Raw genomic sequence first — 14,063 nt, forward strand, 5'->3', positions numbered from 1 at the left:
CATCCTCGATACGGGCAAAAGTCCTTTCGGGATTAGTCTCGTATCGCCGTCGTCCGGGTCTCGTCGGCGGCTTTGAACCCCTCTATATGTAGAGGTATTATCGACAGAACCCCACGACGTTACCGCTATGCGTGTGAGATATTCCCCGGGTATGACCGCTCGACTCCCGCGCGCTGTCTCTCGGTTCTCCCCGTGGCTCGTCTGTGTGCAATACTCGCCACTCGTGTCCGCTCCGCCCCGATTTCTTCGTATAATGGTACCTCGATTGGTAGTGAAACAGACTGCGCGTTGACAAAGTTTAAATAGGTCGATGACATTTCCATATGCATGTCAGAGGCACAAACAATTGGCAACGAATCCGGTGCGGCTCGGGACCTCACCGCGTTCCAACAGAACATCCTCGTCATTCTCGCCGAGGAGCCGATGTACGGTCTGGCTATCAAGCGCCACCTCGAATCGTACTACGACACCGAGGTCAACCACGGGCGTCTGTACCCCAACCTCGACGACCTCGTCGAGATGGGTCTCGTCGAGAAAAGCGAACTCGACAAGCGGACGAACCAGTACGAACTGACCGACGACGGCCTCCAGGCGGTCCTCGACCGCTTCGACTGGATGCTCGCGAAGTTCGTCACCGACGACGAGCGCGCCGAGATGGTCTCGGAACTCGTCGAAAACAAGCTGTAATCGGCTGCGTCCACCGCACGAACCGCGGGGTTCGCTCAGTTGTATTCGGGCACTTCGGCGTCTGCGGCGTCGAAGAGCAACTCGAGCGACTCCGGTAACAACGACCGCTGTTCAGCGGTCGGCCACGCGTTGCGTGGATAATATTCTTCAACGAACTCGCGCACCTCCGGAGCGCCGGCCGTCTCGATTCGCCGGACGTAGTGGTTGCCGAGGAAGTCCGCGAACGCTCGGGCGTTCGCCGCGTGGGCCGCACCGTGTTCCTCGGCGACGGCCGCGACGCACGCCGCGTTGTGTTCTTCGACCGCGCTCCACTCGTGGTCCTCTCCCGTCCCCGACAGCGGTCGCTCGATTCCGCGGTCCACGTCGTCTATCTCCGCCGGGTCGACGATTCCGTCGTCGTCGACCCATTCGTCCGGGTGGAGCACCAACACGTCGTCTTCCTCGCGGTGTCGCGCGCGGAACTCGTACTCGCTTACGATGTCGTCGCGGGCGGACCGATACGCCGCGGCCTCGTCGGGGTCGACGGCGTCGCGGGCCAGTCGCGTCAGCCGCTCGGCTTCGGAAAGCACGTCTTCGGGGAGTTCTGACTCAGGCATCGTCGAGGGCCTCGTTGGCTAGGGAGTCCGCGCGGTCGTTTATCTCTCGCGGTACGTGCTCCAGCGACCAGCGGTCGAACGCCGATAGCAGCTCTCGGGCCTTCACGCGGCGCTCTTTGAGCCCGGGGTCGTTCGTGTTCCAGTCGCCGCGGACCTGCTTGACGATTAACTGCGAGTCGCCGCGCACGTCCACCTCGTCGTAGCCGTACTCTTCTGCGACCGACAGCGCCTCCACGAGCGCCTCGTACTCCGCGCGGTTGTTGGTGGTCTCGCCGATTCGCTTCGAACCCTCGGCGACGATGCCGTCGCTCGTTACGATGGCCCAGCCGATGGCGGCGGGTCCGGGGTTCCCCCGGCTCGCGCCGTCGAAGTAGACGTGCGCGCGACCGCCTTTCGGCCGGATGAGCGCGACCAGGTCGGTGGGCCGCGACCCCTGTACGACGACTTTCCCGTCGTAGGCAACCGCGCTGGCGTCGCCGCGCTCGGCGCGCCAGCGCTCGTGGTCGGTGTTTCCGGGCGAGACGGACACGCCCGCGGCTTCGAGTCGTCGTCGGGCTTCGTCGGGGTCGCACTCGACGGTCGGCATACCGTCACCTCACCGGGGACTCGGTAAAGGCGCTCCGTTCGTCGCTGAGAGCGCAGCGACACTCCGACGAACCCCGGCAAAGGTTGAAGTGCAAGGAAATAGACAATATATAAATGCGATGAAACGGCCTACCCGCCAGCGGGAGCGTGAGCACGACCGGACTCGATGGGGAGACGAGTCACAGGACGACGAGACATCCGAAGAAGAGTTGGACCTCGACAACCTCGACCCCGAGGAAGTCGTTCGGACCGGCGACGGCGAGTTGATTCACGAGGAGACCGGCATCATCATCGAAGAAGAGCGCATCGACCCCGGCCCGGAGTGGCGGGCGTTCAACCACTCCGAGCGGCAGTCGAAGTCGCGCGTGGGCGCGCCGACCACGCAGACGATGCACGACAAGGGGCTGACGACGACCATCGACTGGAAGGATAAAGACGCCTACGGCCGCTCTATCTCCTCGAAGAAGCGGTCGCAGATGCACCGCCTGCGCAAGTGGCAAGAGCGCATCCGGACCAAGGACGCCGGCGAGCGCAACCTCCAGTTCGCCCTCAGCGAAATCGACCGCATGGCGTCGGCGCTCGGCGTCCCCCGGTCGGTCCGCGAGGTCGCCTCGGTCATCTACCGCCGGGCGCTCAGCGAGGACCTGATTCGCGGCCGCTCCATCGAGGGCGTCGCCACCTCGGCGCTGTACGCCGCCTGTCGGAAGGAGGGAATTCCGCGCTCGCTCGAGGAGATTTCCGAGGTGTCGCGCGTCGAGCGCAAGGAAATCGGGCGGACGTACCGCTACATCTCCCAGGAACTCGGCTTGGAGATGCGGCCGGTTGACCCCAAGAAGTACGTGCCGCGATTCTCCTCCGAACTCGACCTCTCGAAGGAAGTCCAGTCGAAGGCCAACGAGATTATCGAGACGACCGCGGAACAGGGGCTTCTCTCCGGGAAGTCGCCGACCGGCTTCGCCGCCGCCGCCATCTACGCCGCGTCGCTTCTCTGCAACGAAAAGAAGACCCAGCGCGAGGTCGCGGAGGTCGCACAGGTGACGGAGGTCACCATCCGCAACCGCTACCAAGAACAGATCGAAGCGATGGGAATCCACACCTGACGGTCGCCCGCGCGAGTCGTATCCCTTTCTGACCCCGGACCCGTCGCCGAAGGTTCATATCCGCGGGCGACCCACATCCGGTGAATGCGGCTCGACGAGTACATGGACATCGAGCGGGACGAGCGCGCCGAAAGGCGGCGACTCGCCGAGGAGAAGTCCTACGGCATCCTCGACCACCTCGAAACGTTCCAAGACCGGTTCGAGGAGACGGTGCAGGGAGACTCGCTGTACGGCGGCGTCTCCCCCTCTATCTTCGTCGGCCGGTCGAACTATCCGAACGTCTCGACGGGTATCCTCTCGCCGGTCGGCCACGACGAGGACGCCGCCTCGTTCGAGACGAGCGCCGCGTGGTACGACGAGGGCGTGAGCATCGACGACGTGTTCCAGCGGCGCACCTCGCTTCTGAACTCGAATCGCGGGACGAAGGTGACGAACGTCGCCGACTCGTGGGACGGCTTCCTCGGGACGCAACGCGAGGTCGCCATCGCTGACCGCCCCGTGACGGTCGAAATCGGCCTCGACGGGAAGCCGTCGCTCGACCTCGACGCCAGCGCCGACGACGTGGCGACCCCCGTCGGCCCGCGCGCCCGCGCCCGCTCGGCCGACCTCGCGGAGAACCCGCACGTCCCCAAACTGGTACAGAAGACGCTCGAAGACGACGACTGGAACGCCGAGGGCGCGATGACGTATCTCTACCGCCGCGGCTTCGACGTGTACGACATCAACACCATCCTCTCTGCGGGCGCGCTCGGCCAGACCGAACAGCGCCGCCTCGTCCCGACGCGGTGGTCCATCACCGCCGTCGACGACACGCTCGGCCAGTACCTCCGCGGACGGGTCAAACACGCAGAGAGCGTCGACGGCGTCGAAATCTACCGCAACGAGTTCATCGGCAACGCCTTCTGGGTCATCCTCGCGCCGGGGCGCTGGGAGTTCGAACTCATCGAGCTGAAAGCGCCGGGGAGCGTCTGGAACCCCGACCCCGAGGCGGGGATGTACCTCGCGGCCGACCGCGAGGGCTACGAGGGCCGGACCGGCTACGTGAACGAGACGGCCGGCGCGTACCACGCCTCCCGACTTGGCGTGCTCGAACACCTCAAAGAGCGCGGCCGACAGGCGAAGGCGCTCGTCATCAGACACGTCTCCGACGACTACTGGGGCCCGGTCGGCGTCTGGCAGATTCGCGAGTCCATCCGCCACGCCTTCGAGGGCGAGATGGCCCAAGCCGAGACGTTCGGTGATGCCGTCCGCGACGTGACGGAGTACCTCCCCGTCTCGCTCGCGGCCCTCCGGCGGAAATCCACGATGGCCGCGGGCCTCCAGACCGACATCTTCGACTTCGCCTGAGCAACTGTTTTGACAGCCGGGGGATACGTTCTCGCATGGTCCCGTTACAGGTCCCCGGCGGTCCCGAACTGCTCATCATCATCCTCATCTACGGGGTCTTCGCGCTCCTCCCCGTAATCGCGGCGCTCGTCGCGCTCTACCTGCTGTACAAGATTCGCGGCGACGTGAAGCGCATCGCGGACGCGGTCGATGCGCGAGACGAGATGTGAGTCGAGACGGCTACCGGCTGAGAACGCTCGGTGTCCCGCCTACGCCTCGGCCGCGTCGAGGTTGGCGAGCGCCTGTTCGACGAGTTCGCCCGTGTCCGCGATGATGTCGGCCATCTCGTCGTCGTCGGGCGCGATGCCGATGAGTCGGGCGACGCGCATGATGCTCAGGTGGTAGACGACCTGCTTGCCCGGTTCCTCCTCCCAGATGACCACGTTGCACGGGAAGAGCCCGCCCATCTTCTTGTCGGTGGCGTCGAGCGCGCGGTCCGCCATGTTCGGGTTACACGCGCCGAGGACGTAGTAGGGGTCGCGGCCGGCGTCGACCTTCTCGTTGAGCATCTCGGAGGGCGAAAATTCGGTGGCGACACCGAACCCGGCGTCGGTGAACGCCTCGCGGACGCGCTCGATTGCCGCCTCGTGTTCCATCTCGAGGACGACGCGTTCCTCGCCGATGTCTTCCGGTTTGATGGCGCTGGGGTCGATTGGGAGTGCCATGACTCCCCGTTGACGCCCCGGCGGGGAAAAGCTATGGTAGTGTATCGACTCCACACGAACGCCTCGTCGCGCCCGTCGCTCATAGCGGAATCGGGAGCCACTGGAGCGCCGCGGCGACTCGCTCGGGCGGGAACAGCGGCGGGTGAAGCACGAGCCAGTCCAAGAGGATGAGGCCGCCGCCGTGGGCGACGATGGAGGGAAGAATCGAGTCGCTCTCGTAGTCGACGAGGCCGAACAGCACGTCCGTCGGGGCCGACAGGAGAATCTCTATCGGGGGTTTGCCGACGTGGTGAAACGCGTAGAGCACCGGACTGATGAGGGCGCTCTTCCGACCGATTTCTCGGACGCCGACGCAGAGCAGGCCGCGGTAGTACGTCTCGGCGGCGACGACGACGAGCAGCTGCTGGGCGGCGTGCGGGAGGAAGTCAGCGAGCGCGGTCGAGGTGTGCCACATCGGGTAGTACGCCCGAATCGACGGCAGGCTCGACCCGACGAGGTAGAAGGGGAGGACGAACAGCGCGAGCAAAAGCGTGTTTCGGAGCGCCGCGCGGTCGACGTTCCAGCCGAGGTTTCGGCCGTGGGCGAGCGCGAGCGCTCCGGGTACGAGGATGAACAGGAGGGCGTCGTGGACCGCGCGGTAGGTGAGGTCGCCGGCGGGAAGCGGCCAGAGGCTCCACGCGGCCCCGACGATGCCCCCGACGATGAGGGCGCGGTAGAGCCACGGGAGGCGGGCGAGCCGGCGGCGTAACACCGTTAGTCCGTCTGGACCGGGTCGCGGCCGACGATATCGAACACGTCGTCGAGGAAGGTCTGTCGCGTCTCGAAGTAGGTTTCGTCGGCCTCGGCGAGCACGTCTTCGAGGGTCTGGGGGCCGTCGGGCGTGCGGATGACCGCGTCGCCTTCTTTGTTCAGGATGCTGCTCTTTTCTTGGGGCCACGTCAGTCGGGAGGCGACGCGCGCGAGCGGCGCACCTTCGACGGACGCGCCCGTACCGAGTTCGACGGCGGGTGCCTCGTCTGCTTCCTCGTCAGCCATGCGCGAGGGTTAGCCACCGCGCATGATAATCCCTTCGAGATTCCGTGCGACCGAGCCGCGCCGCCGGCGCGCCGACGGGACGACGCGGGGGATACCGACAGCCCGCGACGTGTCGAGAAGCAGACAATCGTCTGACGCATCGTTTTAGGGGCTGGTTTCGTAGTCGGGGCCATGACCAGTCTTTCGGAGGCGTACCACGGTGGCCGGGGCGGGCCGAGTCTCCGACGGCTGTCCCTGGGATTCGGGGGGTTCCTCCTCGGCGTGCTGCTCGTCGTCGCGGGCATCGTCGTCGCGACCACCGACGTGTACACGTCCGGCGGGGCGACCCTCGGCGAAGCGCGCGAACTCGGGGGCATCCTCGGAGGCATCGGCGTCCCCGCCGTCTTCCTCGGCGTCCTCGCGGTCCTCCCGGCGAGCCGTCGAACCCGCGCCGCGTCGCTCATCGGCGCGAGCATCGCCGTCCTCGGCGTCGCGCTCTTCTCGCACGCGTACCCGTGCCAGTGGACCGGCGCGACCTGCGGGGCCGGCCTTCCCGACCTCACGCTCGAAACCGTCGCCGTCTACTTCTTCGGCACGGTTACGACGTTCTGGTGTCTGTTCGTCGGCGTCGCCAACTTCAAGACGCGGAACGACCCGGGCGGCACGGCCACGGTGCAAGTGACGAAGAAGGGCGAGACCCGCGTCGTCGAAGTCGAGAACTCCGGAGGCGGCGGTGGACTCGGCGGCATCGGCTTCCTCGGCGGCACGCCCGACGGCGACGTCCAGACGCAGACGAACCAGTCGACCTCGACCGCGAGCGCCGGCGCGACCGACGGCGGCGCGTCGACGCAGGACATCACCCCGCTCGACGTCGAGCCCTCGGCGTCGCCCTCGTCCGACGGGGCGGACGCGACTCAGTCGGCGGGTTCGGCGGGCGCGGCGACGAACCGCTCCGGCGTCGACACCGTCCAGTCCAACGAGTCCGCGCGCTCGCCGGCCGGCGCGGCCGACCACCCCGACGCCGACCGCCCGGCGAACGCCACCGTCGGCGACCGCTACTGCGGCAACTGCACGTACTTCGAGTACGTCCGCACCTCCGACGGGCTCAAGCCCTACTGCGCGGCCCACGACGAGATGATGCAGGACATGGAAGCCTGCGACGAGTGGTTCCCGCGCCGCCGCGAGTAGTCTGCCGACGACCCGTCTGACCCGACCGACCCGGCCGACCGTTTCCGCCTACTGTTCTCCGCCGTCTAACCTCGTTTCCACGTCGCGCCAGTGGCTCCCGCGCCAGAACACCTGCCCGCAGTCGCGACACCGCCACAGCGCCGTCTCCGCCGGGTCGGGCGCGTAGTCGGGAACCGGCTCGTCGCGGCCGACCGCCTCGACGGGGCCGTTACAGACGCCACACCGCGACGGCTCATCGTCCAGCGACACCTCGAAGCCGACCGCTTCGAGTTCGCGGAGTTGCGCGACTGGCTCCCGTCCGGCGAGGAGGACGCTCCGCGGGGCTCGCTCGGCCAGTCGCACGTCGCGGGTGAGGAGGACGCGTCCCTCGGCGTCCGCCCGCGCGAGCAGTCCGTCGTCGGCGGGGTCGGTTCGGGGGTCGCGGCCGCCGTCGGATTCGCCCGCCCCGCCGCCGTCGAGCGCGTATTCGGCGTCGTAGCCGCACATCCGCAGGTATGTGGCGAGCTTGCCGAGCATCACGTCCAGGAGGAGCGCCGTGTCGCCGGGTGTCGCCCTATCGACGCCCGAGGCGACCGTTCCGGGGTGGTCCGACCCGATGTCGTCGGTCACGCGAGGAAGTCGGTCAGCTCCTCGACCGACCGCGCGTTCAGCACGTCCGCGGTCTCGACCCAGCCGCGACGGGCCGTGTGGACCCCGTAGCGGGCGTGGTCGAGTTCACCCGGTCGGTGGGCGTCGGTGTCGATGGCGACGGTCGCGCCCGCCTCGACGGCGATTTTGAGCGCCTCGCCGTTCAGGTCGAGGCGATAGGGGCTGGCGTTGAGTTCGAGCGCGACGCCGTGTTCGACGGCCGCCTCCGCGAGTCGCTCGTAGTCGAGGGGCAGGCCGGGGCGTTGGTTGATGAGTCGGCCGGTCGGGTGGCCGAGGACGTTCACCGCGGGGTGTTCCATCGCGGTGACGAGGCGCTCGGTGGCCGTCTCGCGGTCCTGGTCGAGCGCGCTGTGGGGCGAGGAGACGACCACGTCGAGTTCGCTGAGCACGTCGTCGGCGACGGAGATGCCGCCCTCGGCGTCGATGTTGGCCTCGACGCCGGTGAACACCGCGATGTCGGCGTCGTCGGCGACGGCGCGGACCTCGGCAATCTGGTCGAGTAGGTCGTCGTCCGCGACGCCGACGCCGCCGACCATGCCGGGGCCGGTGGCGTGGTCGGTGACGGCGTGGTAGTCGTAGCCGCGCTCTTCGGCGGCCGCGACCATCTCGGCGATTGTGTTGTCGCCGTCGGACCAGTCGGTGTGGGTGTGGAGGTCGCCGCGGAGGTCGCCCTCTGCGAGGAGGTCCGGCAGGTCACCGTCGGCGGCGCGCTCGATTTCGCCGGTGTCCTCGCGTAGCTCCGGCGGGACGAGCGGGAGGTCGAGCGCGGCGTACATCGATTCCTCAGTGTCGCCGGCGACGCGCGTTCCGGCCCGCGGGCCGTCGTCGGGGTCCTCGATGTCCGAGATGTCGAACATCCCGTACTCGTTCATCTTGAGGCCGCGGTCGATGGCGATGTTGCGGAGGTGGACGTTGTGGTCCTTGCTCCCGGTGAAGTACTGGAGCGCCGCGCCGTACTCCGCGGGGTCGACGACCCGGAGGTCGACCCGCATCCCGTTCACCCGGACGCTCGCCTTCTGCTCGCCCGCCTCGATGGTGTCGCCGACGAGGTCCCACGCGAGAAATCGGTCGATGACCGCCGCGGCGTCGGCGCTCTCGGCGAGCACGTCGATGTCGCCGACCGTCTCGCGCCACCGCCGCATCGACCCCGCGGGTTCGACCCGCCCGACGGCGTCGTCGTCACCGAGGTACGCGAGCAGGTCGTCGGCGACGGGTCGCGCCCTCCCGAGCAGTTCGCGGCCGGTCGCCTCGCGGGCGAACTCGATGCCGTCGAGGATGTTCGCCTCCGTCTTCGCGCCGAACCCCTTGACCTCCCGTATCTCCCCGTCGCGGGCGGCCGCTTCGAGGTCGTCGAGGTCGGACACGCCGAGCGCCTCGTACAGTTTGCCGACCGTCTTCGGGCCGACGCCCTCGACGCTCGTCAGGCCGACCATGTCCACCGGTAACTCCTCGCGGAGTTCCTCCAACTCCTCGATGCGGCCCGTCTCGACGTACTCGACGATTTTCGAGGCGATGGCGTCGCCGACGCGGTCGATTTCTTGGACCGCGCCTTCGCCCTCCGCGGCGAGTTCCTCGACGGGCGTCGGGTGCTCGCGGACGTTCTCGGCGGCGCGGCGGTAGCTCGACGGCTTGTAGGCCACGTCTTTCGCCTCCAGCAGGTCGGCGAACTCCTCCAGCAGGCTCGCTATCTCGTCGTTTCGGCTCATCGGCCGCCCCGCTTGCCCTTACCGCCGTCGCGGCCCAGCGCCTTCTTCAGGAAGTTCATCCAGCGCTTCTGGTCCGCGGCGTTCTGGCGGTGTTCCTCCCGTTCGAGGTCGACCGGCCGAAGCTGTTCGAGGGCGTTCAGCGCCCGGTCGATGCCGACGATGTCCTCGGCCAGTCGCCGCCCCTCGTCGTAGCTCACCTCGTTGTCCTCGATTCGCTGGAGCCGTTCGAGGCGCTCGCGGCGGAGGTTCCGCTTCGCCCGGTCGACGCGCTCTTTCTCCCCCGACGGGATGGTGTCGCGGCGCTTGATTTCGAAGACGAACTCCCTGAGGTCTATCTCCTCGCCTTGGACCTCGATGCGGTCGGGAATCTGCGTGCCGACGGTCGCACCCTCCCGATTGACACGCTCCAAGAGCTGTTTACGCTCGAACTCCTTCACGCCCGGTCGTTGGCTCGCGCGGCACTTCGCTCCTTCGCCCGGTTCGGTGTGAGCCTCGAATGGGCCACGCGTCCGACGTCGTCGTTCCTGCGGGCCTGATTCGACGTTGACAGGTCATCGACGGGCCAGCGCCCCGCAGTCGCCCGGAGAGATTGGCCGCTTTCTCCGACAGCGACCCCGTATCCGTCGTCTCTCGTCGCAAACTCCGGTGGAGAGACGAACCTTCTTATGGTTCGTCTCGGATACCGTGAGGTATGGGTTTGTTCGACCGTCTCCGCGGCAAAGACCACCCCCGCGTCGCCTTCATCGGCATCGACGGGGTCCCGTTCACTCTCCTCTCTGAGCACCCCGACGAGTTCCCCAACTTCGCGGCGCTGGCCGACGAGGGTTCTGCGGGCGACATCGACAGCATCGTCCCGCCCGAGTCCTCGGCGTGTTGGCCGGCGCTCACGACCGGCGTCAACCCCGGCGAAACCGGCGTCTACGGCTTCCAGGACCGCGAGGTCGGCTCCTACGACACGTACGTCCCGATGGGCCGCGACGTGCAGGCCACCCGCGTCTGGGACCGCGTCACCGACGCCGGCCGCAAGGCCACCGTGATGAACGTCCCCGTGACGTTCCCCCCCCAGCGCAACGTCCAGCGCATGGTCTCGGGCTTCCTCTCGCCCGGCGTCGACAAGGCCGCCTACCCCGACGACTTCCGCGATACGCTCTCCGAGATGAACTACAAAATCGACGTGAACGCGAAGCTCGGTCACGACGAGGACAAGACCGCGTTCATGGAGGACGCCCGGAAGACGCTCGACCGGCGCTACGAGGCGTTCGAGCGCTACATCGACCAGGACGACTGGGACCTCTTTTTCGGCGTCTTCATGACGACCGACCGCGTCAACCACTTCCTGTTCAAGGACTACGAGCGCGACGGGAAGAACAAGGACGCCTTCATGGAGTTCTACCGCACCGTCGACGACTACCTCGGTCGCATCCGCGACGCCCTCCCCGAGGACGTGACGCTCGTCGTCGCGTCCGACCACGGCTTTACGTCCCTCGACTACGAGGTCCACTGCAACACCTGGCTCGAGGAGAACGGCTGGCTCTCCTACGAGGATGACGACCACGACGCGCTGTCGGACATCGACGAGGACTCGAAGGCGTACTCGCTCATCCCCGGCCGCTTTTTCGTCAATCTCGAAGGCCGCGAGCCACGCGGGTCGGTCCCGCAGTCCGAGTACGAGGCGGTCCGCGACGAACTCAAGGCCGAACTCGAAGCGCTCGAAGGTCCCGACGGCAACAAGGTCGCAGACCGCGTCGTCGTCAAGGAAGACGCCTTCCGCGGCGACCACGACGACATCGCGCCCGACCTCGTCGTCATCCCGAACCACGGCTTCGACCTGAAGTCCGGCTTCAAGGGCCACGACGACGTGTTCGGCGTCGGCCCCCGTAACGGGATGCACTCGTTCGACAACGCGACGCTGTACGTCGACGACCCCGGCGCAGTCATCGAGGACGCCGACCTCTACGACATCGCGCCGACCATCCTCGACCTCATGGATGTCGAGTACAGCCGCACCGAACTCGACGGCGCGAGCCTCATCCAGCAGTAAGCGGTCGGCGGTTTCTCACTCTCGTTGCCGGACCGCGTTCCGAACGTCCCGTTCGAGCCGGTCCGCGTGGGTCAGTCGCAGCTCCCGCGCCTCCGCGGCTGTGACCGTCTCGCGGCCGTCGATTTCGTGCGACACCGGGTTGTACGCATCCACGTCGAACCCCATCCGGTCGAGATACGACCGCACCGCCTCCGAGTCGAGGCCGTCCTCGATGGCGGCGTTGACGTACCGGAGCACCGCGTCGAACTCGGGGAGCACGACCCGATCGTCCGTCACGCGTCCCGTCTCGCCCTCGATTCTGAGCGTCGCGTCGTCGAGACGGTGTACCACGTCGGCCACGCTGTTCGCCAGCCTGAGCACGTCGCTCGGGAGCGAACAGTCCGGCGAGCGCCACTCGACCGTGCCGAACTCGGCTCTGAGTTGCACCGGCGTCCAAATCGCGCTCTCGGGGTCGAAGTTCGCCTCGATGGTCGTCCGGTCGACGCCCGCCTCCTCGGCGCGCACGAGAAACTCCTCGAACCGGCGTTCGAGGCGGCGCGACCACTCCCGCGTGTCGTCGGCGTAGCGCCACAGTCGCCCCTGATGCGGCACGTCGTCGTAGGTCATCCGGCGGTACAGCTTCGACCGCGCGCCCGCCGCCAACCGCCGCCCGTCGTAGTACGGCGACGAGTTCACCAGCGCCAGCGCTGGGTCCAGCGCCACGAGCGCGTTGTACTGGTCGATTTCGCGGCCGGGCCGCTGTTCGACGTGGACGTGCGTCCCCACGCAGTGTCGCGCGTACTGGAAGTCCGACCCGACGACGCGGTTCTGGATGCGCGTCCGGTCGCTTTCCAGTTCCGTCACCGTCTCGTCGCTGACCGGCGTGGCGAGCGGGACGAGTCGCTTGCCGACTTCCTCGGCCCGCGAGAGAACGTCGCCGAGCCGTTCGTACAGCTCTTGGCGCAGCTCGGCCGCCGAATCGCACGGCGTCGTCTTCACCTCCAACACCGGTTCGACGAACTCCCGTTCGGCCCCCGGTGAGGCGTCGACGAGCCCACCCGGGTCGGTGAACGACCCGTCCTCCTCGACGACCCAGTACTCGACTTCGATACTTCGCCGGAGCGGGTCCGAGGCCGACTCAGACATGGCGACTCCAGCGTTGCGCCGAGTCCGTTCTCACATGCATCGTTTCGCGCCCCCGAGAGAAGATATTGTTAACACACACCATGGATGGGAAGGGAGACGGAAAAAGCATTCGCAGACTGGGCAGTCGTCGCGGAATCGATGGACAATCGTCTTTAAAACGACCCGTTTGTTGGTCGTTCGTGCTGCCAACGACAGGAGTCGGTTGTCACAGCAGGTCGTCGAGGTCGTCGCTGTGCCACATCTCTTTGGGGTCTTCTCGGGGTTCGGTCTCCGCCTTGTCGATGGCCTCGCGGGCGCGCTCCATGAACGACTCGACCCGCTCGGAGCGCTCGACGCCGCCGAGGAGGACGAGCGACGCGAGTCGGCCGCTTTCCAGCGGGAAGTCGCCGCCGCGGACCTGCATACTGCCGGTCTCGTCTTCGACCCAGCGACGCGCTCGCTCGACGCCCTTCCGCGGGATGGTGTCGGGCTCGCCGGCGATGACGACCAGCGCGGCGTCCGCGTCGCTCGCGTCGGGCAGGCTCGTCCCCGTCAGGACGGCCCGGCGGGTCGTGCTCATGACCGCGTTGATGTTGTCCTCGGCGTTCGGGGAGGCCTCGGCGCTCGCGTAGCCGAGCGCCGCGATACCGCCCGAACGGAGGGTGTTGATGACCTCGGAGGTGTCGACGACGCTCTCGCCGACGCCCTCGGTGGCTTCGCCGGCCGCGAGGAGCAGTCCGACGCGGCGAGCGATGGCCTCGTTGATGGCGTCGTAGCCCTCGCTCATCGATTCGCCGGCCGAGCGGAACGCGTCATTGTCAACGAGGAGGACGGCGTCGGCCTCGCGGGCGACGGTCTTGAGCGACCGGCCGGCGTTCACCTGATACAGCGCCCCTTCGTCCGCCCCGGGCAGGATGCCGAGGACGTACACCGGCACGTCGTAGACGCCGGCGAGCGCCTTCGCGAGGACGGGCGCGCCGCCGGACCCGGAGCCGCCGCCGAGGCCGGCGACGACGAAAATCGACTCCGCCTCGGCCGTCACGCGGCCGTCGAGGGCGGACATGACCTCGGTCTGGTCCGACTCCATGACCGCGGCTCCGAGTTCATTGTCGCCGCCGACACCGTGGCCGTTGACGCGGTCTTGGCCGATGAGCACGGTTTCGACGGGAAGCGACTGGAGGTCCGCGTTCGCGGTGTTCACCGCGACCGCGTCGAGCACCGCGCCGAAGCCCATCTGCCGGTCGAACGACTGGAGCGCCGACGCGAGCTTCCCACCCGCCTGCCCCACACCAATCAGGACGGTTTTCATACATGATTCACTCCGGCGACCGCCTTGAACATTC

The 14,063-nt window shown here is 67.5% G+C and carries 16 protein-coding genes; 6 read left to right on the plus strand and 10 right to left on the minus strand.

Annotated features, from left to right (window positions below):
• Positions 1 to 327: 327 nt before the first annotated feature.
• Complete coding sequence (locus C458_RS16895; protein ID WP_004044207.1) at positions 328 to 687, plus strand: PadR family transcriptional regulator; 360 nt, start codon at positions 328 to 330, stop codon at positions 685 to 687.
• 35 nt (positions 688 to 722) lie between these two features.
• Here the strand turns inward: C458_RS16895 and C458_RS16900 are convergent, their stop codons facing one another.
• Positions 723 to 1,283 carry a hypothetical protein gene (locus C458_RS16900; protein ID WP_008577550.1) on the minus strand — a complete coding sequence of 187 codons (561 nt, stop codon included), beginning with the start codon at positions 1,281 to 1,283 and terminating at the stop codon, positions 723 to 725.
• Positions 1,276 to 1,869, minus strand: coding sequence for a ribonuclease HI (gene rnhA / locus C458_RS16905; protein ID WP_008577552.1), 594 nt, complete (start codon positions 1,867 to 1,869; stop codon positions 1,276 to 1,278). Before rnhA ends, C458_RS16900 begins: the two co-directional genes overlap by 8 nt.
• Positions 1,870 to 1,987: 118 nt before the next feature.
• Here rnhA and C458_RS16910 point away from each other — a divergent pair, with 118 nt between their 5' ends.
• From C458_RS16910 to C458_RS18590, 3 genes are all read left to right on the plus strand, one after another.
• Positions 1,988 to 2,968 (plus strand): transcription initiation factor IIB family protein, encoded by a 981-nt coding sequence (locus C458_RS16910; protein WP_013035638.1) that lies wholly within the window; start codon positions 1,988 to 1,990, stop codon positions 2,966 to 2,968.
• Between the two features lie 84 nt (positions 2,969 to 3,052).
• On the plus strand, positions 3,053 to 4,315 hold the full coding sequence (gene nreA / locus C458_RS16915) for a DNA repair protein NreA (RefSeq protein ID WP_008577554.1): 1,263 nt from the start codon (positions 3,053 to 3,055) through the stop codon (positions 4,313 to 4,315).
• A 35-nt stretch (positions 4,316 to 4,350) separates the two neighbouring features.
• Entirely contained in the window at positions 4,351 to 4,524 is a 174-nt protein-coding gene (locus tag C458_RS18590) for a hypothetical protein (protein ID WP_008577556.1), read from the plus strand.
• A gap of 39 nt (positions 4,525 to 4,563) precedes the next feature.
• On the opposite strand, the gene C458_RS16920 is transcribed toward C458_RS18590, so the two are convergent.
• The 3 genes from C458_RS16920 to C458_RS16930 form a co-directional block, all read right to left on the minus strand.
• Positions 4,564 to 5,019: a DUF302 domain-containing protein gene (locus C458_RS16920; protein WP_008577559.1), complete on the minus strand. Its 456-nt coding sequence runs from the start codon at positions 5,017 to 5,019 to the stop codon at positions 4,564 to 4,566.
• Between the two features lie 79 nt (positions 5,020 to 5,098).
• Positions 5,099 to 5,770, minus strand: a complete 672-nt coding sequence (locus C458_RS16925; RefSeq protein WP_008577561.1) for a type II CAAX prenyl endopeptidase Rce1 family protein — start codon at positions 5,768 to 5,770, stop codon at positions 5,099 to 5,101.
• A 2-nt stretch (positions 5,771 to 5,772) separates the two neighbouring features.
• On the minus strand, positions 5,773 to 6,054 hold the full coding sequence (locus tag C458_RS16930; protein ID WP_008577563.1) for a DUF5789 family protein: 282 nt from the start codon (positions 6,052 to 6,054) through the stop codon (positions 5,773 to 5,775).
• Between the two features lie 171 nt (positions 6,055 to 6,225).
• On the opposite strand from C458_RS16930, the gene C458_RS16935 reads away from it, so the two are divergent.
• Positions 6,226 to 7,221, plus strand: coding sequence for a hypothetical protein (locus C458_RS16935; RefSeq protein WP_008577565.1), 996 nt, complete (start codon positions 6,226 to 6,228; stop codon positions 7,219 to 7,221).
• 48 nt (positions 7,222 to 7,269) lie between these two features.
• Here C458_RS16935 and C458_RS16940 read toward each other — a convergent pair whose 3' ends face one another.
• Genes C458_RS16940 through C458_RS16950 form a run of 3 tightly spaced genes read right to left on the minus strand, consistent with a single transcriptional unit; the run spans position 7,270 to position 10,012 of the window.
• On the minus strand, positions 7,270 to 7,830 hold the full coding sequence (locus tag C458_RS16940) for a Mut7-C RNAse domain-containing protein (RefSeq protein WP_008577567.1): 561 nt from the start codon (positions 7,828 to 7,830) through the stop codon (positions 7,270 to 7,272).
• On the minus strand, positions 7,827 to 9,575 hold the full coding sequence (polX, locus tag C458_RS16945) for a DNA polymerase/3'-5' exonuclease PolX (RefSeq protein WP_008577569.1): 1,749 nt from the start codon (positions 9,573 to 9,575) through the stop codon (positions 7,827 to 7,829). Before polX ends, C458_RS16940 begins: the two co-directional genes overlap by 4 nt.
• On the minus strand, positions 9,572 to 10,012 hold the full coding sequence (locus C458_RS16950) for a DUF5788 family protein (RefSeq protein ID WP_008577570.1): 441 nt from the start codon (positions 10,010 to 10,012) through the stop codon (positions 9,572 to 9,574). The genes polX and C458_RS16950 overlap by 4 nt, the downstream gene beginning before the upstream one ends.
• Positions 10,013 to 10,266: 254 nt before the next feature.
• Here C458_RS16950 and C458_RS16955 point away from each other — a divergent pair, with 254 nt between their 5' ends.
• Positions 10,267 to 11,616 (plus strand): alkaline phosphatase family protein, encoded by a 1,350-nt coding sequence (locus C458_RS16955; protein WP_008577572.1) that lies wholly within the window; start codon positions 10,267 to 10,269, stop codon positions 11,614 to 11,616.
• 15 nt (positions 11,617 to 11,631) lie between these two features.
• Here the strand turns inward: C458_RS16955 and C458_RS16960 are convergent, their stop codons facing one another.
• Entirely contained in the window at positions 11,632 to 12,741 is a 1,110-nt protein-coding gene (locus C458_RS16960) for a glutamate-cysteine ligase family protein (protein ID WP_008577574.1), read from the minus strand.
• Between the two features lie 205 nt (positions 12,742 to 12,946).
• Positions 12,947 to 14,029 carry a tubulin-like protein CetZ2 gene (gene cetZ2 / locus C458_RS16965; RefSeq protein ID WP_008577576.1) on the minus strand — a complete coding sequence of 361 codons (1,083 nt, stop codon included), beginning with the start codon at positions 14,027 to 14,029 and terminating at the stop codon, positions 12,947 to 12,949.
• Positions 14,030 to 14,063 lie beyond the last annotated feature (34 nt).

The sequence above is a fragment of the Haloferax sp. ATCC BAA-644 genome (assembly GCF_000336975.1).
GTDB classification, from domain to species: Archaea; Halobacteriota; Halobacteria; order Halobacteriales; family Haloferacaceae; genus Haloferax; species Haloferax volcanii.